Origin of the sequence: Lacrimispora sp. (assembly GCF_031982545.1) — a bacterium.
In the GTDB taxonomy this organism is placed as follows: domain Bacteria; phylum Bacillota; class Clostridia; order Lachnospirales; family Lachnospiraceae; genus Lacrimispora.
In genome coordinates, this window is record NZ_DALYXB010000012.1 from 1 (window position 1) to 22,984 (window position 22,984).

General features: G+C 43.6%; 14 protein-coding genes. 8 read left to right on the forward strand and 6 right to left on the reverse strand.

Translation table 11 applies throughout. The annotated features are described in order from the left end of the window. The 3 genes from ABS301_RS19215 to ABS301_RS19225 form a co-directional block, all read right to left on the reverse strand. Window positions 1–1,801, reverse strand: a 1,801-nt coding sequence (locus tag ABS301_RS19215) for a collagen-like domain-containing protein (protein ID WP_349673747.1), incomplete at its 3' end; no start/stop codon positions are given. Window positions 1,802–2,010: 209 nt separating this feature from the next. Further along, a complete protein-coding gene (locus ABS301_RS19220; RefSeq protein ID WP_170820255.1) occupies window positions 2,011–2,166 on the reverse strand; it encodes an OadG-related small transporter subunit in 156 nt (51 codons plus the stop codon). A 17-nt stretch (window positions 2,167–2,183) separates the two neighbouring features. After that, window positions 2,184–3,332: a sodium ion-translocating decarboxylase subunit beta gene (locus ABS301_RS19225; protein WP_349673748.1), complete on the reverse strand. Its 1,149-nt coding sequence runs from the start codon at window positions 3,330–3,332 to the stop codon at window positions 2,184–2,186. A gap of 444 nt (window positions 3,333–3,776) precedes the next feature. Between ABS301_RS19225 and ABS301_RS19230 the strand changes: the two genes are divergently transcribed. Continuing rightward, window positions 3,777–5,909 carry a sodium-translocating pyrophosphatase gene (locus ABS301_RS19230; RefSeq protein ID WP_349673749.1) on the forward strand — a complete coding sequence of 711 codons (2,133 nt, stop codon included), beginning with the start codon at window positions 3,777–3,779 and terminating at the stop codon, window positions 5,907–5,909. Between the two features lie 61 nt (window positions 5,910–5,970). Here ABS301_RS19230 and ABS301_RS19235 read toward each other — a convergent pair whose 3' ends face one another. From ABS301_RS19235 to ABS301_RS19245, 3 genes are read right to left on the reverse strand one after another with little or no spacing between them, the layout of a single operon-like run. Further along, the gene (locus tag ABS301_RS19235; protein WP_349673750.1) at window positions 5,971–7,779 is read right to left on the reverse strand and encodes a heparinase II/III domain-containing protein; all 1,809 of its coding nucleotides are present in this window, start codon (window positions 7,777–7,779) and stop codon (window positions 5,971–5,973) included. A gap of 12 nt (window positions 7,780–7,791) precedes the next feature. Next, complete coding sequence (locus tag ABS301_RS19240) at window positions 7,792–9,405, reverse strand: response regulator (protein WP_349673751.1); 1,614 nt, start codon at window positions 9,403–9,405, stop codon at window positions 7,792–7,794. 5 nt (window positions 9,406–9,410) lie between these two features. Next, the gene (locus ABS301_RS19245) at window positions 9,411–11,243 is read right to left on the reverse strand and encodes a sensor histidine kinase (RefSeq protein ID WP_349673752.1); all 1,833 of its coding nucleotides are present in this window, start codon (window positions 11,241–11,243) and stop codon (window positions 9,411–9,413) included. Window positions 11,244–11,606: 363 nt separating this feature from the next. Between ABS301_RS19245 and ABS301_RS19250 the strand changes: the two genes are divergently transcribed. The 7 genes from ABS301_RS19250 (at window position 11,607) to lacZ (ending at window position 22,949) form a co-directional block, all read left to right on the forward strand. After that, window positions 11,607–12,956 carry an ABC transporter substrate-binding protein gene (locus ABS301_RS19250; RefSeq protein ID WP_349673753.1) on the forward strand — a complete coding sequence of 450 codons (1,350 nt, stop codon included), beginning with the start codon at window positions 11,607–11,609 and terminating at the stop codon, window positions 12,954–12,956. A 130-nt stretch (window positions 12,957–13,086) separates the two neighbouring features. Then, window positions 13,087–14,154, forward strand: coding sequence for a carbohydrate ABC transporter permease (locus tag ABS301_RS19255; protein WP_349673754.1), 1,068 nt, complete (start codon window positions 13,087–13,089; stop codon window positions 14,152–14,154). Between the two features lie 17 nt (window positions 14,155–14,171). Continuing rightward, window positions 14,172–15,008: a carbohydrate ABC transporter permease gene (locus ABS301_RS19260; protein WP_349673755.1), complete on the forward strand. Its 837-nt coding sequence runs from the start codon at window positions 14,172–14,174 to the stop codon at window positions 15,006–15,008. A 3-nt stretch (window positions 15,009–15,011) separates the two neighbouring features. Next, window positions 15,012–16,841 carry a glycoside hydrolase family 2 protein gene (locus tag ABS301_RS19265; protein ID WP_349673756.1) on the forward strand — a complete coding sequence of 610 codons (1,830 nt, stop codon included), beginning with the start codon at window positions 15,012–15,014 and terminating at the stop codon, window positions 16,839–16,841. Beyond that, window positions 16,813–17,994, forward strand: coding sequence for a glycoside hydrolase family 88 protein (locus ABS301_RS19270; protein WP_349673757.1), 1,182 nt, complete (start codon window positions 16,813–16,815; stop codon window positions 17,992–17,994). The genes ABS301_RS19265 and ABS301_RS19270 overlap by 29 nt, the downstream gene beginning before the upstream one ends. 30 nt (window positions 17,995–18,024) lie before the next feature. Beyond that, window positions 18,025–19,725, forward strand: coding sequence for a DUF2264 domain-containing protein (locus ABS301_RS19275; protein WP_349673758.1), 1,701 nt, complete (start codon window positions 18,025–18,027; stop codon window positions 19,723–19,725). A 164-nt stretch (window positions 19,726–19,889) separates the two neighbouring features. After that, window positions 19,890–22,949 carry a beta-galactosidase, LacZ type gene (lacZ, locus tag ABS301_RS19280; protein WP_349673759.1) on the forward strand — a complete coding sequence of 1,020 codons (3,060 nt, stop codon included), beginning with the start codon at window positions 19,890–19,892 and terminating at the stop codon, window positions 22,947–22,949. The last annotated feature ends 35 nt before the right edge of the window (window positions 22,950–22,984 follow it).

The window sequence follows — 22,984 nt, forward strand, 5'->3', positions numbered from 1 at the left end:
CAGTAGGTCCAGTATCGCCGGTCGGTCCGATATCGCCAGTAGGTCCAGTATCGCCCGTCGGCCCGGTATCGCCAGTGGATCCGGTCGCGCCAGTAGGTCCAGTTGTGCCAGTAGGTCCAGTATCGCCGGTCGGACCGATATCGCCAGTAGGTCCAGTATCGCCCGTCGGACCGGTATCGCCAGTGGGCCCGGTCGCGCCAGTAGGTCCAGTATCGCCAGTAGGTCCAGTTGTGCCAGTAGGTCCAGTATCGCCGGTCGGTCCAGTGTCGCCAGTAGGCCCGGTTGCACCCGCCGGACCGGTATCGCCAGTCGGTCCGGTATTGCCAGTCGGTCCAGTATCGCCAGTAGGTCCAGTATCGCCGGTCGGACCGATATCGCCAGTAGGTCCAGTATCGCCCGTCGGACCGGTATCGCCAGTGGGCCCGGTCGCGCCAGTAGGTCCAGTATCGCCAGTAGGTCCAGTTGTGCCAGTAGGTCCAGTATCGCCGGTCGGTCCGATATCGCCAGTAGGTCCAGTATCGCCAGTAGGCCCGGTTGCACCCGCCGGACCGGTATCGCCAGTGGGTCCAGTATCACCAGTAGGTCCAGTATCACCAGTCGGTCCGGTATCGCCAGTCGGTCCGGTATTGCCAGTCGGTCCAGTATCGCCAGTAGGTCCCGTCACACCAGTCGGTCCAGTAGCCCCAGTAGGTCCAGTATCACCAGTAGGTCCAATCGCACCCGTTGGTCCTGTTACGCCAATAGGCCCAGTATCGCCAGTAGGTCCGATATTGCCAGTAGGTCCAGTAGCGCCAGTCGGTCCGATATCGCCAGTAGGCCCGGTCGTGCCAGTCGTTCCAGTAGCCCCAGTGGGTCCAGTATCACCAGTCGGTCCAGTAGCGCCAGTAGGTCCGGTATCACCAGTGGATCCAGCTGCGCCGGTCGGCCCAGCATCACCAGTGGGTCCAGTAGCGCCCGTCGGTCCAGTAACCCCTGTCTGCCCAGTGGCGCCAGTAGGTCCAATAGCTCCGGTAGGTCCAGTATCGCCGGTAGGTCCAGTCGCCCCAGTCGGCCCAGTCGCCCCGGTCGGTCCAGTAGCGCCCGTCGGTCCAGTAGCGCCCGTCGGTCCAGTAGCCCCAGTCGGTCCAGTAGCGCCCGTCGGTCCAGTAGCCCCAGTCGGCCCAGTAGCGCCCGTCGGTCCAGTAGCACCGGTCGGTCCAGTAGCACCGGTCGGTCCAATAGCGCCCGTCGGTCCAGTAGCGCCCGCCGGTCCAGTCGGCCCAGTAGCGCCCGTCGGCCCAGTAGCGCCCGTTGGTCCAGCCGCCCCCGTCGGTCCGGTCGCCCCAGTAGGTCCAATAGGTCCAGTAGCTCCCGTGGGCCCTGTAGGCCCGGTCGGTCCTGTAGATCCATCCCCTGTAACATTTTCCTGTACTATAACGATAGAACCTTTTAAAGGAACCTGTGGAGAGAAATACACAATTCCTGTGCTAAGGTTTTCTAACGATAAAGTAACAGGAGCACTAACGACATCAATTATTCCAGCTCCATATACTTCACCAGTTTTTAACGGAGAATTTCCTCTTAGAAAATCACCTTGTGAGGTAACAAGTGCAAATGTAGTTCCATTTGTAGATTGAGAAGATTGTGTTGCCAGCCACCAGTCAATAGAAAATCTCCCTGTTGCCAGGAAAGTGATGACACCTGTGGCAGCATCGTAAACTATATTTCCTGAAGTGAAGACAATGCTGTCAAAAAGAACATTATTTCCAGCCTCTATGCTAACGGAATTATTTAATTCCAATTGGAGAGCAATATCAGCCATAGTTATCCCCCTTGTTTAAATTGAGTTAAATAATGATACTGATTATTCTTAATCAGAAGTATCTATATATAGTATGTTAGCAGACGGATTTTGGGACATACGGCATAAGGATCTGGAAACTGCAAATCATTTTATGAAACCGGATGAAATGAACACAAAAAAAGCTCCTCACAGCGTGAGGAGCTTTTTCTTCCAACAGAATAATATGATCAGTCTTTTTTAGAGTTGTCCTGTTTCAATTTAGATGTATTTGTAATCTTAGAGAGCAGGACTACAATTGCTGTTAAGATTCCAATCACTATAAATATGGAAGCCATACCTTTTCCCATAATCTCCAAAGCGTATATTATATTTTGTGTATTCATAATAGAGCTCCTTTCACCTAAGCCATATTCTTAAGAATCTGACTAACCAGATTGATAACCACGCCTCCTGCAACAACAGAACCAATCTGGCCTGCTACATTTGCGCTGATCGCATGCATCAGGAGATGATTGGTCGGATCTTCCTTAAGTCCCATTTTTTGAATGACCCGGGCTGACATAGGAAAAGCAGATATTCCGGCAGCGCCAACCATCGGATTGATTTTGTTCTTTAAAAACAGATTCAGGAACTTGGCAAATAGGACGCCGCCGATAGAGTCAAAAACAAATGCAACTAATCCAAGCAGCATAATGAGTAATGTATTAACATTTACAAATGCTTCCGCCTGCATACTAAAGGAAATTGTGATGCCAAGAAGCAAAGTGATTAGGTTCGCAAGCGTTGTCTGTGCCGTTTCAGATAAACTTCCCAGGCAGCCGCATTCTCTGATTAAATTTCCAAACATAAGAAAGCCTACCAATGCAACCGACTGGGGTGCGATGAGTCCGGCAACTATGGTAACTATAATTGGAAACAGAATTCGGGTTAATTTCGTTACTGATGCCGGATTATATTCCATCCGGATCATTCGTTCCTTTTTGGTAGTAACCAGTCTGATTGCAAAAGGTTGTACAATTGGTACCAGTGCCATATAAGAGTATGCAGCAACTGCGATTGCTCCCATATAGTTTGAGTGCATGATCTGGGAAACCAGAATAGAGGTTGGACCATCTGCAGCACCGATAATACCAATGGCAGCCGCATCATTTAGATCGAAGTTAAAGATTACTGCCAGCAATATTGTAAAAAAGATACCAAACTGCGCAGCACCGCCGAATAAGAACATTTTTGGATTGGAGAGCAGTGGTCCGAAATCGATCATAGCTCCAATTCCAATAAACAAAAGAATTGGCAAAGCTTCAGAAGATTCAATGGTAGTCTCAAATAACCACTGGATTATTCCGTTTACATTCCCCACTCCTTCAATCGTCTGGTTTAATACTCCTGACAAGGGAAGGTTAACGAGAATAGCTCCGAAACCCATAGGCAGCAGTAGTGAAGGTTCAAATCCTTTGACTATGGCCAGATAGATCAATAACCCACCAATTCCATACATAACCAACTGCTGCCAAGTAATTGCTGTGACACCTGACAATAAAAATTCCATAATGAAAATCCTCCTTAGCTAGGTTTCCTTTTTGTATAAACTGCAACTATATTTAATAAATATAATATAAAATTTATGAAATAACAATAAAAATAAACATTTTCATTTTAAACTATGATCATTATCTGTGTCAATGCGTACTTGAATTTTTATCTGTTAATTATTCGTTAATATTGCAGATAACTTATATAATTCAAACGATTGGTTATATCTAATTATTGTCATAAACTATACTGTTATAAACAGTATTTAATAACAAAAACACAATATAATATACAGAATATACAAATAAATGGCTTGAAAATGGTTTAGAAACCTAAGACCTATGTGCATTATATTCAATTATAAGACAGCATTTATTTGATACTTGAACTTATTACACTATAATGCTAGTATTGGAAGCAAAGCGAATTTTGCTTAATAAATGAAAGGGAGATGAGCTCTTTGGTACTTAATTTACAGTTTTTTCAGATCTTATCTATTATTATTTCAATGCTTGCTTTTGGCGTAGCATTCTGGCTTTACCGATGGGTTGAAGCACAGCCTTCCTCCAATCAAAGGATAGCGGAAATAAGTAAATTGATTCGCAATGGCGCAAACACATTTCTCACAAAAGAATACAAGACGTTATCACGCTTTTGTCTTGTAGCAGCAGTTGTTATTTTAATATTTCTTCCTTCACCCATATGGAAGGGAAATATTATTGGCAACATCATTATGGCAGCTTCGTATTTGTTCGGCACTGTTTTTTCCGCAATTGCGGGTAAAATTGGTATCAGTATTGCAACAATCGCCAATGTGAAAGCGGCGGAGGCTTCCACTAAGGGGATTAAACAGTCATTTATGTCTGGATTTCGAGGCGGAGCGGTTATGGGAATGGCAGTTGTGGGATCCAGTCTTCTGGGCGTGACTCTGGTTTTACTTGTGACAAATAATACCACAGCACTCCTGGGATTCAGCTTCGGTGCAAGCTCCATGGCCCTTTTTGCAAAGGCAGGCGGCGGTATCTTTACAAAGACAGCAGATATCAGTGCGGATCTGGTTGGTAAGGTTGAACTTGGAATTCCTGAGGATGATCCCAGAAATCCTGCGGTTATTGCTGATAATGTAGGGGATAACGTAGGAGATGTGGCTGGAATGGGAGCGGATTTATTTGATTCCAATGTGGCTTCCATGGCAGCTGCGCTGGTTATGGCAGTTTCTCTTGATGGTGCCAGTAAGGCAGCTGGTCAGACTGCCAACAACGCAGCCATGGTTTTTTGTTATGCAGCAGTTGGTCTTCTGGCTTCCATGGTGGGTGTAATGACTGCAAGAATGAAAGAGGGCGGAGATCCTACTTTGGCATTAAATACAAATACATACGTAACAACGGGACTATACGGCGTGCTGACTGCAGCAGCAACCTGGGCTTTCGGTTTTTCCTGGCGGATCTGGGGGGCAAGCGTGATTGGTCTTTTGGTAGGTGTTGTGATTGGTCTTGCCAGTGATTACTTTACGGATGACAAAAGACCTCCGGTTCGTGCAGTTGCAAAGGCCTGTGAGTCCGGCCCTGCATTTACTATCTTATCCGGAATCAGCTATGGTTTAATGAGTACTCTTCCGTCTATGATTGGTATTGGCGTGTCAGCACTTGCTGCCTACAGACTTTGCTATCCAATGGGCGGAGGAAGCGTGGAATATGCCATGTTTGGAATATCCATGGCTGCAGTTGGAATGCTATCAATTGTAGGTATGATTATATCCAACGATGCGTATGGGCCAATCGTTGATAATGCAAGAGGTCTGGTTGAGATGGGAGATCTAGGCGACAAGGCGCTTGAAATAACTGATTCCCTGGACAGCGCAGGAAATACAGTAAAGGCTGTAACAAAAGGATTTGCCATCGGGGCTGCCGGACTTACTGTAATTGCCTTGCTGGGAGCATTTATGAGTGAGGTAAACGTTGCAATTGATGAACTCAATGCTGCTTCGGCAGGTGCTATTATGGATAAGATCACAGGCTTTGATGTGATTAATCCCAATGTCTTTTTTGGATTATTAATCGGTGCAGCAATTCCTGCATTGTTTTCAGCCATGCTGATGCTTGGAGTTGACCGGAATGCACAGCGTATGGTTTCTGAAATTCACCGCCAGTTCAGAGAGATTGCCGGATTAAAGGAGGGAAAAGAAGGCGTTGTTCCGGAATACGACAAGTGTATCGAAATTGCCACTGACGGCGCAATTAAGGAGCTGGTTCCAGCCGGACTTATGACTATCATCGCCACGTTGTTAGTTGGATTTATCGGAGGAGTACAGTCCATCGGCGGTTTCATTACTGGAAATATTGTCAGTGGATTATTATTTGCATTATTCATGTCCAATTCAGGGGGACTGTGGGATAATACAAAGAAATATATTGAGGCAGGGAATAATGGAGGTAAGAATTCGCCGGCTCATAAGGCAGGTGTGGTGGGAGATACAGTAGGAGATCCATTTAAAGATACAGCAGGTCCGTCAATTAACACTCAGATAACGGTTGTATCCCTGGTGGCTTCTCTGACAGCTACTATTTTCCTTACCTTTAATCTGTTTGGATGATAATCAAAAAATCAGGGCAGAAATCCTTTTGTATGGATTTCTGCCCTATTCTCAATTAAGACTATTCTATGGTTAATATTAAATCGTTTAAATCCATTGACACCAGAACCCGGTAAATATCATGTTTCCAGGTTGTTTTTAGACGGTCATCTGTTATGGGCAGGCATTCCTTTTTCATAGAAGAGCTTCCGGCTACAGTTACTGTTCCAAGATCTCCGATTTTTATCTGGTTCCCATCTAATGTTGGTTCCTCATAAAACATAAGGGATAATACCGGTTGTAAATTCTCTCCCTCGTAATGATCTGTTATAACAATCTGTTTGCCCTTTTTCATGACGGCACTTCGCTGATAAGAATGAATCCGGTTGTCCGGGTAAGCACCGGCAATGTCCATTGTAATGCTGCACACAGTAGAACCAAGCTCATAAGAGACATTTTTTGCAGCAAAAGAAGCTCCGTCTTTCTGTATAATTTCAATATCTCCATCCAGGAAAGAGGGGAGATTGTGGTAACGGGACTGCATGGTCCATATATCATACCTTTCCGGAGAAAATGTCTTTTTGGTATAGGTTTCCACGCCTATATCGATCACAAGCGGCTTGCCATCTTTATAAATGGTAAAGCTGCCGGTATCGTTGTGATTGTGGCTGTCATTGTTATCGCCTGCCTTGACGGCTAAGTACCGATGGTCATCCCTTGCAATGAAGATTCCAACACTTTCATACCAGTAATCCTTATGTTTAATAGAAGGAGCTTTGTCGAAGGTAAGCATTTCCGCATATGTGAAAACGGTCTGGAGCCGGTAAAATAAATTGTGCTCACTGACATCCAGTGGATCTTCCCCGTTTTGATAATCTGAAGCAGCAAATGCCATCAGTTCCTGGTTCCCTGTCCGCTTGCCGAATAAGAATTCTCTGGCGCCGCAGCGTCCGGCGACAGGAGAGCAGTCTGCAAAATTAACATAATAGATCCCGTCGATGTGAACATTTAAAATATATGCTGCAATGTTCTTAACTTTTTTATTTGAATATATGGTTTGAAAAGAATTATCTGTGATACCGTTCAGTACTTCCAGACAATTAAACAGACATAATCCTGCATGACGATAATACTGCGCTCCCTCGTCACAGCACCCGTCGTCTCCGTATTCATCAAGAAAGTAATCGATGCTTTGGCATGCTTTCTCGAGAATCTGTCGTTTCCTCACTTCATCAAGATCTCTTGTAAATGCAGAGAGAAGTACATTCTGTGTACACCATACCGTCCAGTTGTTCATGGGACTTTTGCCATCCCCCATCCACCAGAAATGTTCATTCAGATAAGGCCGAAAGATCCGTTCTTCCAGATTTTTATTGATCATTGCCGACAGGAAGGGACTTACTAAAAGAAGCTCCTGCCTCAGAAGATACTCTGCCATAGACAGAACCGCTCCGGTTTCAGCAGCGAATAAATCAATGACAGGCCGGGTTACGTCAGGAAGGATGAATTGGGGTGTATCCCGGATATAAGAATTATGGGCGGGGAGCTGCCACGCATTTTCTTCGCAGATTAAATAAAGGCCGTTGATGATATCGTCCAGAAATCGTCCTTTATATTCTGCACATTCGGCCAGAACCAGAGAATTTAAGACAGTCCTCCTTAAGAACATTTTATCCTGAAAATGACTCCGGTTTCCTGTTCTGGAGAATTCCATAAATTCAGTTGCAGGAAGGGTGGGATATGGAAAGCCAAGATATTGCTCCCCGTCCTGAATCAGACTTGATCGTAAGTCTTCCGGCAGACCTTCCCAGGAATCCCGGTTGGAAGCAGGAAATAACGGATTAAAGCTGGTAATTGGTTTCGTTAAATGCTGAGAAATTTCTGTAATCATGATGTATTCTCCTTATTCTTCTTCCGGATCCTTAGTGTTTTGCTGAATAAAGTCCCTGGGAGAGTATCCGGTGACTTTTTTAAATACCTTGCTGAAATAAAAAGCGCTTTCAAAGCCCAGCTGGTCGGCTACCTCATAAATCTTCATATCCTGTTCCAGGAGAAGAGTCTTTGCTTTATTGATCTTAGCCTGGGCGATGTATTCGGAAAATCCCAGATGGCAGTTCTTTTTAAACAGAATGCTTAAATAATTAGGGCTCAGTCCGAAAACTCCGGCAACCTCATTTAAAGTGAGCTTTTCGGCGACGTGATTGTGAATATACTTTTGTACGTTTGTAATGACATGAGCCTTATAGGTCTTTCGTTTGGATTTTAAAATATCGCACAAACCATCCCGGAGTACGGTCATCCACTCAACAATCTGCTCCACATTGCTAAACCGGTAAATCGAACGGTAACCATCACTGTAAGAAGAGAAAATCTCCGCCATATTTGCCTCTCCATCGGGAAGAAGAGACAATGCCAGATAAAGAATGTTACAGGCACCGTCTGCCGCCTGGGAAAAACGCAGCGGGTGAGCTTCAAACAGTTCTATGATTTCTGTTAAGGTGCGGGAGAGTACATCCGTATCAAATTCATTAAACGCCTTTGTAATTTCCCCTTTAAAGACTGAAATATTAAATGCATTCCGGATGGAATCCGTATCTCCGCTATTAAAAAAGGCGATGGACTGGGACCGGTTCATCCGTCCAAAGGCCTGACGTGCTTCCTGGTAGGATTCGCTGATTTTTAATGGCTGGGAGAAAGGGGAACCCACACCGGTTAACACCGTTACGTTAAAATAATTGTTCACCATTTCCGAAGCATTGAGAAAGGCATTTTTAATGGTATCTTCCTCAAATTCGTCTAAGGAATCAAGGTGAAACACAACTGCAAAATGCTTCATATCCAGAGACACCACATAGGCAGGAAGGTACCTGGTTATAATTTCTCTGTACATCTGAAGGGTACTGCTATATAGATTCATTAATTTACTGTATTCCATGCTGGCGTGGTTGTTTTCCTGTATTTCGCAAAATGCTGCAAAGTAGCAGTGCTCTGTAAAACTCAGCTTTAAATCCTTTGACTGCAGATCAAACTGTTCCTCACTGTCAAATAAATTGTGTAAAAGCCGCATAAAAAATTTTTCATAATAGCTTTGAAGCAGAGGACGGCCTGATTCCTTATACTCGATGGAAACCCGAAGACTTTCTAAACGGGAGAGCGCTTTTTGAACGGATTCCAGTAAGGACTGGGCATTTAACTCCAGCTTGATTAGATAATCCACTGCTTCATATGACATTGCTTCTTTGATCAGCTGAAATTCTTCATAACTTGTGAGAAATATAAACAGAGGGATTTTCCCGTATTTTTCCCGGCACGCCTTTGCAAGATCCAGACCATTCATGATAGGCATGCGAATATCCGTAATGATGATTTCCGGCGAATATTCCTCAATTAAGTCCAGTGCGTTCTGACCATTTACTGCAGTGCCGCAGATTTCAATCCCGTAGTCTGTCCAGTTTAACATGGACTTTATTCCGATCTGAACCAGTGGTTCGTCATCCACGATCAATAATTTTGTCATATTTATTACCTTTCTGCCAATTGTTTTTCTGTAAACAGTACGTAAGGCAGCCGAATGGTCATGGTAGTAAATTCACCTTGCCGGCTGGTGATTGTAATTCCGTATTCTGAACCGAAATCATACTGAATCCTCTTGTTTACATTACTAATGCCTACGTGCCGGAAAAACTCCGTTTTGTTATGAGAATCGGTATCTTCCCGAAGTACTTTCTCGATCATTTCCTCCGACATCCCGATTCCGTTATCGGTCACACGGATCATCAGTCCTTTTTCTCCAGCGATTTCTTCCGCTTCTGCTGAAACAATGATCCTGCCTGCCGCTCCTTTTGGTTCGATTCCATGAAACAGAGCGTTTTCAATAATGGGCTGAAGAGAGAACCGGTGAATCTGGCAGTTATAAAGTTCATCAGACTGAATCTGATATTCAATGGTCACACTGCCGCCGTAACGATACTGCTGTATTAAAAAATAGTCCTTTATAAGGTCCAGTTCTTCTCTCAGTGGAATCATGGAAGCAGTTCCTTTGGATACATTTTTTAAAAGCCGGGCCAGGGCAGTTGTCATGTCTGCGATGCCTCCCGCATTCTGAATGGTGGCCATCCACTTGATGGAATTCAGCGTGTTGTAGAGAAAATGAGGATTGATCTGGCTTTGAAGAATCTGATATTCCAGATCCTTTTTCTGCTTTTCATCGGATACACGTTTTTCCATCAGCGTGATAATATTGCCGGACATGTTATTAATTCCTCTACCGATCTGACCCAGCTCATGATTCCACTCGATGGTATTGTCTCTGGAAAAATCTCCGGTTGAAATACTGTCTATCTTATTGCTCAGTTTATGGATTGGCTCCATAATAAAGCGGTTTAAAAAGAATGCTAGCAGGATGCCCATAGAAACAATAAAAAAACAGATGCCGATAATCAGCAGTGTATATAAATTTTTTTGCTGTTTGAACTGCTGTTCTGACAAAATCTGGGATATACTCCAATCGTTGACACCATCGATGGGACGTTCTATCAGAATTCGTTTTTCTCCACCACTCATGGTTACAGTATGAACCAGGGTGCCTGCTAAGAAAGATTCTTTTCTGGCTGAATTTTCCGAAATTTCATAGGGCTTTTTTGTTTCTACCAGGGTATTGGACTGAAAACGATAGGTCTTATCTCCCATATTAATGAAAAAAAGACTGTCATCTGGAAGGGGATAGGTTGCCAGATAGTCCGTAAACAGTCTGGTTGAAATTTCAACATAAGTCCATCCGATGATTTCCGAATTAAATTTGTCATAAACGGGACGTACAATTGGAATGAATTCTCCCTGACTGATAGAAGATAATGGGTCATGAATCAACCCAATCCATAAAAAATCGTCAGCATGAAACAGAGGTTCAAAAAAATCGCTCTTCCTTATTAATTTGGCAGCATAGGAAGAAGAGGTGCTGACGGAAGAAGTCATATGGAGAAAGTTATTTTCATTATTTGTAGAAACAATTGCACGAATATATTTGTAGGAACGGGTTTTATAATATTCTTCTTTCAGACGGTTATGGGTGGAAAGAGCCATTGACCGTAAATTGCTGGAATCTTTGGAAGCTGTAGGAAGTTTGTTTAAATCTTTAAATGTTTCCAGATAGTCCTGTATAACTCCATTGGAACAGCACCATTTACTGAAATAAATGATATCCTTCATGTCTGTTGCTATGTTATTGCTCACAACCTGCAGGCTGAATTCTGCAGACTGAACCTGGTTTCTTCTGAGAAACAATTGAAAGACAGAGAAACAGACTGTGGTTGTAAGAACTGTGATAAGCAGCGTAACGGCCGCCGTCAAAATCATGATTTTGCCCCGTATAGTTTTTGGAATCAGTGTTTTCCACATGATATCAGACAAGTCCTTTCTATAATAGATGTATTGATACCCAACTCTGCCATTTTTTAAGTTAGCCTATTTCCTGTAAAATGTCAATGAAAAGAGCCGTGTTATTTTTATAAAAAAAGGTCAATATGTATACAAAAGATAAATTTTACTGTTTATCATAAAATAATACATGTTTTAGTAATACAGAATTAATTTGTGAATAAATAGTGAATATTTTCTTAGATAATTTCCATTCTTAAATCCATTGGAAGCGGGTTATAATAGAGCCATAGTAAATCACAAGGGTTTACTGAAAACAATTTCAAATCAGGAGGGTATACAATGAAAAAAAGAGCACTTAGCCTTGCACTTGCCTGTACCATGGCAGTCACTGCACTTGCAGGCTGCGGCAGCAGTTCCAAAGAAACCACAGCTGCATCAACGGAAGCAAGCAAAGCAGAGACAAAGGCAGCAGAGACCACTGCATCAGCAGGCGGACAGACAACACTGAAATGGTCTGTTTGGGATATCAGTTCCACTACCTATTATCAGCCTCTGATCGACGCGTTTGAAAAAGCACATCCGGATGTTAAAATCGAGATGGTGGATCTTGGTTCTACCGATTATCAGACAGTTCTTGCAACAGAATTAACTGGAAGCGGTTCTGATTTTGATGTGGTAACTGTTAAGGATGTTCCAGGTTACATGACACTGGTTAACAAAGGCGTTTTAGAGCCTCTGGACAGCTACATCGAATCTTCCAAAGTGGATTTAACTCAGTATAAAGGCCTTACCGATCAGATTAAGGTAGAAAATAAATTATATGAGCTTCCATTCCGTAACGATTTCTGGGTACTGTTCTATAATAAGGACATCTTTGATAAAGCAGGTGTTGCTTACCCAACCAATGATATGACATTTGAACAGTATGATAAGCTGGCAAGAAGCTTGACAGTAGACACACCAGGACAGGAAGTATACGGATCCCATTATCATACATGGAGATCTGCAGTGCAGTTATTTGGCGTACTTGACGGAAAAAATACCATTGTTGATGGAAAATATGATTTCTTAAAGCCTTACTATGATATGGTAATTAAAGAGCAGGAAGACGGCGTTTGCCAGGATTATGCTACGTTAAAGACCAGCGGACTTCATTACTCCGGCGCATTTGCTCAGGGCAACATCGCTATGATGAACATGGGTACCTGGTTTATCTCCACTTTAATGGATAAGATCCGTACAGGGGAATATACAGACTGCAAAAACTGGGGAATTGTGAAATATCCTCATGCAGAAGGCGTAGAGCCAGGATCTACACTTGCTACCATTACTTCTCTTGCAATTCCTTCCAATGCACCTCATAAAGATCTTGCATGGGAATTCATCAACTTTGTAAGCGGAAAAGACGGAGCAGAGATTCTTGCTTCTACCGGAACCATTCCAGCTGTTATGAACAGCACAGTAGCTGATCTTGTATCCAGTGCAGACGGATTCCCAAAAGCAGACGGAACCAGTGTTGAAGCTTTAAACACTTCCAAGCTGTACTTAGAGATGCCTGTAAATCCAAAGAGCTCTGAGATCGAAACTGTATTAAATGAAGCACATGATGCAATCATGACAGGAAGTATGTCAGTTGATGACGGCATTGCTCAGATGAATGAAAAAATCGGTGCAATTCTTGGCAAATAAAGCAGCGTGGTAACAAAAACAGGCGGGCAGCATATAACGGCCCGCCTTATTTAAAAACTTCTGATTTGATTTTGACGGATAAGAACTGGAAAAGGAGGATAAGCCGTTTTACCGGGCTTTAAGACAGACTATGGCTAAGACAATAACAGAAGCGCAAAAACAGGAAAAAATCGCGGCTTTACATGAGAAACGAGATGCGCTCAGTCTTTTGTTAAAAGACGCAAAACGTACTCATGAGCGTGACAGGCTGATTGCGAAAATCGAAACAATAGATGAGAAAATTAAGAAGGTGAGAACCGGAGAGATCCTTACCAGACAGGAAAAAAGAAATTTAGTAGCTTATTCTTTTATTGCTCCCAACTTTATCGGATTTGCCATATTTACGCTGGGACCGATTATCTTTGCGTTTGTGCTGGCATTTATGAGCTGGGATGGCAACAGTCCCATGAAATTTGCAGGACTTAAAAACTTTATTGACATGTTTGGCAATGCAAGGTTTCATTCTGCCTTTATCAATACCATCGTATACTGTATCGCCACCGTACCTTTGACCTTAGTCAGTGCGCTGGGACTGGCAATCGTTTTAAACCAGAAAATAAAGGGAAGGAATTTTTTCCGTACGGTAGGATTCTTTCCTTATGTAGCCTCTCTGGTTGCAGTTGCAGCCGTGTGGAACATGCTTTTCAGTCCTCAGAAAAGCGGACCGGTCAATATGATTTTATATTATCTGGGAGTTCATGCAAAAAGCCTGCCTAAATGGTCGGCAGATCCTCACTGGGTCATGTTTACAATCGTGCTCTTTAGTGTATGGAAGAACATGGGTTACTACATGGTGATTTATCTTGCAGGACTTCAGGGAATCAATGCAGAGCTCTATGAGGCAGCAGGTCTTGACGGGTGCAATTCCTGGCAGCGGTTCCGTTATATTACCTGGCCCCAGCTTCAGCCTACTACATTCTTCGTTACAATTATTCTGACCATTAACTGCTTTAAGGTTTACGATATTGTATATATGCTTGCAGGAGGTTCCAACGGCGTTGTAAGTTCCCAGGCAATGGTTTTGGTTTACCATATTTATGAAGAAGCATTCCGTAACTGGAATTTAGGTTATTCCAGTGCAGTTGCAATTGTGTTGTTCTTAATGGTTCTTGCCATCACCCTGGTCCAGTTCCGCGGTGAGAAAAAATATGCAAACTAGAAGAAGGAGGATATAACATGAAAGTAAAAAGCACAAATTCTAAAATCAGCAGATCCCTCCTGTACGTGGTTTTGCTCATTCTTACAGCGGCTATGCTGGTTCCCTTTGCATGGATGCTCTCAGCATCATTAAAACTTGATAAAGACGTATTTATCTTTCCCATTCAGTGGATTCCCAAAAATCCGCGGTGGATGAATTATGTTGATATCTGGACAAAAATCCCTCTTATGACCTTTGTGGGAAATACCATAAAGATCACATTGATCGTAACATTTCTCCAGCTTTTAACCAGCAGCTTTGCTGCCTATGCGTTTGCAAAGCTGAAATTTAAATACAAAGACACTCTTTTTATGGCCTATATTGCCACCATCGCTGTTCCGTGGCAGGTTTACATGGTTCCCCAGTTCATGATGATGAGAAATTTCGGACTGAATGATTCCCATCTTGCGATTATTTTCCTCCAGGCGTTTTCCGCCTTCGGAGTATTTATGATGAGACAGTTCTATCAGGGAATTCCGGATGAATTGTGTGAAGCGGCAAGAATTGATGGTATGTCAGAGTATCAGATTTACTCTAAAATCATGCTTCCTTTGTCAAAACCGGCGTTGTCTACGCTTACGATCTTTACTTTTGTTAATACCTGGAATGACTTCTTGGGACCTTTGATTTATTTAAAGACGGAATCCAAGAAGACACTTCAGTTAGGACTTAAAATGTTTATCAGCCAGTACAGCTCAGAATTTGGTCTGATTATGGCAGCATCAGTGCTTTCCTTAATACCCGTATTAATTGTATTTTTATCCCTTCAGAAATATTTTGTAGAAGGAATTGCAGCTACCGGCGTGAAAGGTTAAACAATGGAAATAATAAAAAATTTCGTAGACAATATCCATAACGGAGATTATAAAAGAAACTACAGAATCCCCGTTATACAAGAGGAGACTTTGATTTTCCCAGGAGGAAGAAGAACCCAGTCTTTAAACGGGGAATGGAACTTTTCTGTGGACCAGTACGATAACTGTTTAAGAGCAAAGTGGTTTTTAGAACAGGAGATAAATGACGAAGGGCGCAGCGTCCCTCTTGATTACGCCTTTGACGACTGGGAAAAAATCAAAGTACCGGGAGTATGGAATCTTGCAAAACCGGAATATTTTTATTACGAAGGACCGGCGGTATACAGCCGCCGGTTTTCTTTGGAAGAAGAAAACAAAGGGCGTGTGTTCTTACAGTTTGGTGCAGTTTCCTATGAAGCCAGAATCTTTTTAAATGGAACATTTCTTGGAATCCACAAAGGAGGTTCCACACCGTTTTCCTTAGAAATCACGCCTCATTTAAAGGCTGAAAACAGATTAATTGTGGTGGCGGATAATACGAGAAGAAAAGAGCAGATCCCCAGTGAAAATACGGACTGGTTCTTATATGGCGGTATTTACCGGGATGTTTTCCTTCTTTTTGTACCCAATGTCTACATTAAGAATATGAAAGTGGGTCTTGTTAACAGGAAAACCGGAGCGATTGAAGTTAAGGCTCTTATTGAGAGTGATAAGAAACTGTCAGATCATACATTGACTTTTTCTATTCCGGAACTTAACATAAAAGAAACCTTTCCTGTAAGCGAAGATGGTACCTTTACAAAGATTGTCCATGCACAGAATTTGTCCCTTTGGAGTCCTGAGAATCCCAAACGCTATGACGTGTTTCTGAAATTGAAGGAAAAGGGTGAAGTGAAGGATGAGGTGACTGATGTCATCGGCTTTCGTACCATAGAGACAAGAGACGGAAAGATACTGTTAAATGGCAGACCCTTATTCTTGCGGGGAGCCTGTCTCCATGAGGAAACCCAGGATCATGGGAAAGCGGTAACAAAAGAGGATATCCGGGAAGCCTTTCAAAGAGCGAAAAAGATGAACTGCAATTTCCTGCGCCTGGCCCATTATCCTCATACCCAGTGGGTTTCTGAGATTGCGGATGAGGAAGGAATTTTACTTTGGGAGGAGATTCCGGTTTACTGGTGGATCGACTTTTCAAACCCACAGACGCTCAGTGATGCAAGAAACCAGCTTTCAGAATTAATCTCCCGGGATTTTAACCGGGCCAGTGTTATCATCTGGTCAGTTGGAAATGAAAACCCGGATACAGACGACAGGTATCACTTTATGAAGTATCTGGCAGAGACTGCGAAAGAAAAGGACCCTTCCCGTCTGATTTCAGCTGCGTGTCTGGTAGATTCCGTAAATTTAAGAATTGCTGACCGACTGGAGAGTCATCTGGATGTCATTGGTTTTAATGAGTACTACGGCTGGTATGATCCTGATTATGAGAAGCTGACAGAAATTCTAAATGGATCTAAGCCGGAAAAACCAGTGATAATCAGTGAATTTGGTGCAGATGGATACCATACTGAAAATAAAACCGGGAAGAATGTCCGCGGATCTGAACAGGAACAGGAAGAAATCTATAAAAAACAGGTAGAGATGTTTGGTAAAACAGATTACATTCAGGGTACGGCGCCCTGGATCCTGTATGATTACCGGACACCCAAGCGGCTTGGCGCATATCAGAACGGATACAACATAAAAGGTCTGGTGACTGCGGACAGAAAGAGAGAAAAGCCTGCATTTGCAGTGATGAAGAAGTTTTATGAGGAGGTAAGGGAAAATGAAGGAAACGACGGAGAAATTGTTTGAAAACAGACCGGAGCTGTCGGCAGACCAGTGCCGCAACGCTTTGGACTTTGCTGTCAGACAACTGAAGGATAATTTAGGGGAATTTACCCACTCTTTTAAAAAAGCATATAGCGAAGATGGCTATTATAAGCCAACTCCCAATGTAAACTGGACCACCGGATTCTGGACCGGTCAGCTTTGGCTTGCCTTTGAGTGGAGCAGGGATGATGCTTTTGCCAAGGCTGGCAGCATTCAGGCAGAAAGCTTTTTAAAGAGAATTGAAGATAAGGTGGAAGTGGATCATCACGATATGGGATTTCTGTATTCCCCTTCCTGCGTGGCAGCCTATAAGCTGGTAGGAGATGAGACAGGAAAGAAGGCGGCTATCAAGGCAGCAGATCAGCTCATCAGCCGGTTTCAGCCAGTGGGGCAGTTTATTCAGGCATGGGGACCTATGAACCAGCCGGAGAATTACCGTTTTATCATTGACTGTCTTTTAAATCTGCCTCTTCTTTACTGGGCATCAGAAGAAACCAATGATACTAAGTATAGGGATATTGCTGAAAAGCACATTCATACTGCCATTGCCAATGTGATCAGAGAAGATTATTCCACCTGGCACACCTTCTTTATGAATATGGAGACTGGTGAACCGGATCATGGTGCAACCTGCCAGGGATACCGGGACGGGTCTGCCTGGGCAAGAGGTCAGGCGTGGGGAGTATACGGCTGTGCTTTAGCATACCGTTATACGAAACGAGAAGAGTATGTAGAAGACTTTAAGCATGTGACTGGTTACTTCTTAGACCATCTCCCTGATGATTTAGTACCTTACTGGGATTTGGAATTTACAGATGGATCTGGGGAGCCAAAAGATTCTTCCTCCGCTTCCATTGCCGCCTGCGGTATGCTTGAAATGGCTAATTATCTGCCGGAAGCGGAAGCGGCTTACTATCGATCCATTGCGAAGAAGATCATGGAATCGGTAGTGACTGGTTATGCGGTGAAAGAAGGAACCAAATCCAACGGACTGGTTCTTCACAGCACGTATTCCAAGAAATCTCCATACAATACCTGCACTCCGGAAGGTGTGGATGAATGCAATATCTGGGGAGATTATTTCTATTTAGAGGCGCTGATCCGTCTGTCCATAGACTGGAATCCATATTGGTAACAATCAATGATTGAAAAGAGGCGAATGTTCATGAAGCTTGAAACAAAAGAGGACTACAGGAAGCTGATGTTTCAGCTGTTAGATCCATTAAAACCATTATACAGTAACGGCTGTGCCAGACTGCATTTAGGAGACAGCGGTGTTACTTATCCTACAGTCAGCATGGAGATGGAGGCTTTCTCAAGACCCCTGTGGGCTTTGGTGCCCTTGTGGCTTGGGGGAGGAAAAGGCTTTGAAGATATTTATGTAAATGGTTTAAAAAATGGTACCGATCCACTCCATAGCGAATACTGGGGCGGTTTTAACGATTACGACCAGAGGTTTGTGGAGATGGCTGCCATTGCAAGCGGTCTGATCTTTACTCCGGAAAAACTTTGGGAACCCTTAGAAGATCGGGAAAAAGACAATCTGGCTAAATGGCTTTACGGAATCAATGAGCACATTATACCGGACTGCAACTGGCAGTTTTTTATGATTCTTGTAAATATTGCCCTGCAAAAGCTTGGCTATCCATACAGCAAAGAAAAGCTCCTGTCAGGTCTTGATAAAATTGAAAGCTATTATATCGGTGATGGCTGGTACCGGGATGGCGGCTCCAGTCAGAAGGACTACTACATTTCTTTTGCCATGCATTATTATGGGCTTTTATATTCCGTAGCAATGGAAGAGGAAGATCCCAAGCGATGCGGGGAATTTAAAGAGCGGGCTAAAATATTTGCCAGAGATTTTATTTACTGGTTTGATGAAAATGGTGCAGCATTGCCCTTTGGACGAAGTCTTTCTTATCGTTTCGGAGAAGCCGCATTCTGGTCTGCCTACTTATTTGCAGGGCTTGATGATATATCCGCAGGGGTTGTAAAGGGGATTTTATCCCGTCATTTAAACTGGTGGCTGGATCAGAAAATCTTTGACCGGGACGGTGTTCTGAACATTGGATATGCATATCCAAATCTGATTATGGCAGAGCGTTACAATGCTCCCGGGTCTCCTTATTGGGGAATGAAGACTCTTTTGTGCCTGGGACTGCCAGACAGCCATCCGTTCTGGTCTGCGAAAGCGGAACCATTGCCCAGTCTTGACAGTATAAAGCGGTTAAAGCAGGCGGATATGCTGATGCAGCGGATCGGATCTGATGTAATCGCCTATGCTGCAGGTGTTTGTGAAAAATACGGTCATGGTCACGTACCGGAGAAATACTCCAAATTTGCTTACTCCACCCGTTTTGGCTTCTCAGTCGCCAGGAGTCAGATTATACTTCATGAAAATGCACCGGATTCCTCCCTTGCATTCGTAATTGACGGTGATGACTATGTTTTTGTGAGAAAATACAGTGATCAGTACGAAGTATTAGAAGACCGTGTAATCAGCAGCTGGCATCCATTTCCCGGCATTGCGGTCACTACTACCATTGTGCCGCAGGAGTACGGTCATTTAAGAATCCATGAGATTGTAAGCCAGTACGACTGTACTGCCTACGACTGCGGATTTGCCGTAAAGAAGTTTACGGATGAATATGAACAGAAGGCAGCAGGGACTACTGCTCTTGTGTCAAACCAGGAGCAATGCTGTCAGGTAACAGGGGAAGGTCCTTGTGCAGCTGGTTTTGTCATTGAATCGGATCCTAACACTAATGTGCTATATCCCAATGCAGCGATTCCGTCAGTATCTTACCGGATTAATAAAGGAGAAACCATTCGGATTGAAACCCAGGTGAAAAGCTCCATCCGCTAGCAGAGCCGGTTTTTACCACAGAGATATTAAGGGCAAAGAAGATGTGGATCGATAACAGCTTCTTTGCCCTTATTTTTCATCCGGAAACCAAAAAATACAATGGATTCTTTTACCGTTGTCGATTATAATAAGTGTAATGTTTTTAAAAGAAGGAGGGGTTTTTAATGGAAGAAAAAACCGCAAAACTGGAATGGCTTAATGATCCTCAAGTATTTTCTGTAAACAGAATTTCTGCCCATTCCGATCATCAGTATTACGAGACAAAACAAGATGCAGAGGAAGGTGATATGAGACTGCGCCAGATGCTTAACGGAACCTGGCAGTTCTCTTTTGCAGAGAAACCGGAAGAACGGGTAAGGGAATTTTATGAAAAAGAATTCAATGCAGATAAATTTGATTCTATTATGGTGCCTGGACATATTGAATTACAGGGATTTGGCAGATGCCAGTATATCAATACCATGTATCCGTGGGACGGAATTTCTGATTTAAGACCTCCCTTTACGGATCCGGAAAACAATCCGGTAGGAAGCTATCTTCGGGAGTTTGAATTAGAAACTGAATTAAAGGATAAGCGTCTCTTTCTCTCGTTTCAGGGAGTGGAAACTGCTTTTTACGTATGGCTGAATGGAGTTTTTATCGGTTACTCCGAAGATTCCTTTACTCCTTCAGAATTTGAGATTACTCACGCAGTCTGTGACGGCGTTAACCGTCTTGCAGTGGAGGTTTATAAAAGAAGCAGCGCAAGCTGGATTGAGGATCAGGACTTTTTCCGGTTCTCCGGTATATTCCGTGATGTGTATTTATATGCAGTTCCTTCCTGCCATGTCAGGGACGTATTCGTGCATGCAGATGTTTCTGATGATTACAAGGATGGACTTTTACGTGCAGAGTTAAGTCTTATGGGAGAAATCAAAGGAAGTGTCAGCGCTGTTTTAAGAGACAGAGAGGGTAATGACGTTTTGTCTTTTGATGCTCAGACAGCCAAGTCGGATACCGTGTTTGCCGGTTGTGTACCGGGCGCCCGTTTATGGAATGGAGAGGATCCTTATCTTTATGAATTATGGATTTCCTTATTTGATGAGAACGGACAGTTAAAAGAGGTAATTCCCCAGAAGCTGGGATTTCGCCGCTTTGAAATGGTGAATAACATTATGTGTCTCAACGGGAAACGAATTGTATTCCGGGGAGTCAACCGCCATGAGTTTAACGTCAGAAGAGGCCGTGCCATTACAAAAGAGGATATGCTGTGGGATATCCGTTTCATGAAACAGCATAACATCAATGCTGTCCGTACCTGCCACTATCCGGACCAGAGTCTGTGGTACAGGCTTTGTGACGAATATGGTATTTACTTAATTGATGAGGCGAATTTAGAAAGCCACGGTTCCTGGCAGAAAATGGGAAATTGTGAACCTTCCTGGAATGTCCCCGGAAGCCTGCCTGAGTGGAAAGAATGTGTAGTAGACCGGGCAAAATCCATGCTGGAGAGAGATAAAAACCATCCCAGTATTCTGATCTGGTCCTGCGGGAATGAATCCTACGCAGGGGAGGATATACTCGCCATGTCAGAATTTTTCAAGGAACGAGATCCAGACAGACTGGTTCATTATGAAGGCGTCTGCTGGAACAGGGAGTTTGACCGGACCAGTGACATGGAAAGCCGGATGTACGCAAAACCGGATGAAGTGGAGCGTTATCTCAATGAGGACCCGAAAAAGCCATTTATTTTGTGTGAATATATGCATGCCATGGGTAATTCCCTTGGCGGTATGAATAAATATACGGATCTGGAAGACCGCTATGAGATGTATCAGGGTGGTTTTATCTGGGACTATATTGACCAGTCTCTGATGAAAAAAGATGCTTACGGAGAAGAGCATATGACATACGGCGGTGATTTTGAAGACCGTCCCACAGATTACAGCTTTTGCGGCGATGGAATTGTTTTCGCAGACCGCACGGCATCTCCCAAGGCCCAGGAAGTGAAGTACCTTTATCAGGATCTTCGCCTGGTTCCCGATGAAAAAGGAGTGAAAATTGAAAACCGCAGACTGTTTGAGAATACTTCAGACTGTGAATTCATTTATACCGTATTAAGAAATGGGGAACCTATATTCCAGAAGCAGTTTGATGCTGATGTGGAACCATTAAACAGCGCATATTTCACGGTTGAAATCCCGGAATGGAAAGAAGCGGGAGAATACGTTCATCAGGTGTCGGCGGTTTTAAAGGAGGACACGTTATGGTCAGATGCTGGTTTTGAAACTGCGTTTGGTGAGAGTGTCCGGGAGATTAAGGGCGAGCAGCAGCTTTGCGCTAAAAAGCCATTAAACATTGTTTATGGAGATGTCAATATTGGAGTATCAGGGGAAGGATTCCGCATTCTCTTTTCCAGACAGGAAGGAAGTATTGTTTCCATTGTTTATGATGGAAAAGAGTGGGTGGGGAGACCTCTCATGCCTGTATACTGGAGAGCGACTACCGATAATGATAAGGGAAACCGATTCTCCGTTAAAAGCTCGATGTGGTTCGGTGCAGGCAGATTTCCAGCTTATAAAAATGAAAACTGCAAAGTGGAAGAGGGAGATGGTTACATTACCGTTACCTATACCTATCAGCTTCCAACTGTACCCCAGACGGAAACTCAGGTTATCTATGAGGTAAGTTCAACAGGAGCCATCCATGTGAAAGCCGTATATCATGGGGAAGAGGGAATGCCAGAGCTTCCTGCTTTTGGTATGAGACTCATAACTCCGGCTGCGGCAAAACAGTTTACCTGGTATGGCAGAGGACCAGAGGAGAATTACTGTGACCGTAAGGAAGGCGCCAGACTTGGAATCTATAAAGACACTCCGGAAGGGAATGTATCGCCTTATCTGGTTCCCCAGGAATGCGGTAACAGGACTGGAGTACGATGGCTGAAGGTTTCAGACCGAAAGGGAAATTCCATCGGTTTTAGAGCTGTTAATGCGCCGTTTGAAGCATCCGTTCTCCCCTATACCGCTGAAGAACTGGAAGTTGCCACTCATAATGAAGAACTTCCTGCTCCGCGATATACAGTCATTAACATTTTTGGGGCAATGAGAGGAGTAGGCGGAGATGACAGCTGGGGAGCACCGGTTCATCCAGAATACTGCATTAGTGGGGAAGGGGAACTGGTAACGGAATTTACCATTGAACGAATGAGTATGGAAGAATACGATGAATATCATTTTTCATAAATATGACATACAGCTGTCATGTTATGGGTGATATA

Excerpts from the sequence above, each read along its gene's own strand:
- ABS301_RS19220 (WP_170820255.1), bottom strand. The coding sequence starts at position 2,166 with ATGAATACACAAAATATAATATACGCTTTGGAGATTATGGGAAAAGGT.
- ABS301_RS19225 (WP_349673748.1), bottom strand. The coding sequence starts at position 3,332 with ATGGAATTTTTATTGTCAGGTGTCACAGCAATTACTTGGCAGCAGTTG.
- ABS301_RS19235 (WP_349673750.1), bottom strand. The coding sequence starts at position 7,779 with ATGATTACAGAAATTTCTCAGCATTTAACGAAACCAATTACCAGCTTT.
- ABS301_RS19240 (WP_349673751.1), bottom strand. The coding sequence starts at position 9,405 with ATGACAAAATTATTGATCGTGGATGACGAACCACTGGTTCAGATCGGA.
- ABS301_RS19245 (WP_349673752.1), bottom strand. The coding sequence starts at position 11,243 with ATGATTTTGACGGCGGCCGTTACGCTGCTTATCACAGTTCTTACAACC.
- ABS301_RS19250 (WP_349673753.1), top strand. The coding sequence starts at position 11,607 with ATGAAAAAAAGAGCACTTAGCCTTGCACTTGCCTGTACCATGGCAGTC.
- ABS301_RS19255 (WP_349673754.1), top strand. The coding sequence starts at position 13,087 with ATGGCTAAGACAATAACAGAAGCGCAAAAACAGGAAAAAATCGCGGCT.
- ABS301_RS19260 (WP_349673755.1), top strand. The coding sequence starts at position 14,172 with ATGAAAGTAAAAAGCACAAATTCTAAAATCAGCAGATCCCTCCTGTAC.
- ABS301_RS19265 (WP_349673756.1), top strand. The coding sequence starts at position 15,012 with ATGGAAATAATAAAAAATTTCGTAGACAATATCCATAACGGAGATTAT.
- ABS301_RS19270 (WP_349673757.1), top strand. The coding sequence starts at position 16,813 with ATGAAGGAAACGACGGAGAAATTGTTTGAAAACAGACCGGAGCTGTCG.
- ABS301_RS19275 (WP_349673758.1), top strand. The coding sequence starts at position 18,025 with ATGAAGCTTGAAACAAAAGAGGACTACAGGAAGCTGATGTTTCAGCTG.
- lacZ (WP_349673759.1), top strand. The coding sequence starts at position 19,890 with ATGGAAGAAAAAACCGCAAAACTGGAATGGCTTAATGATCCTCAAGTA.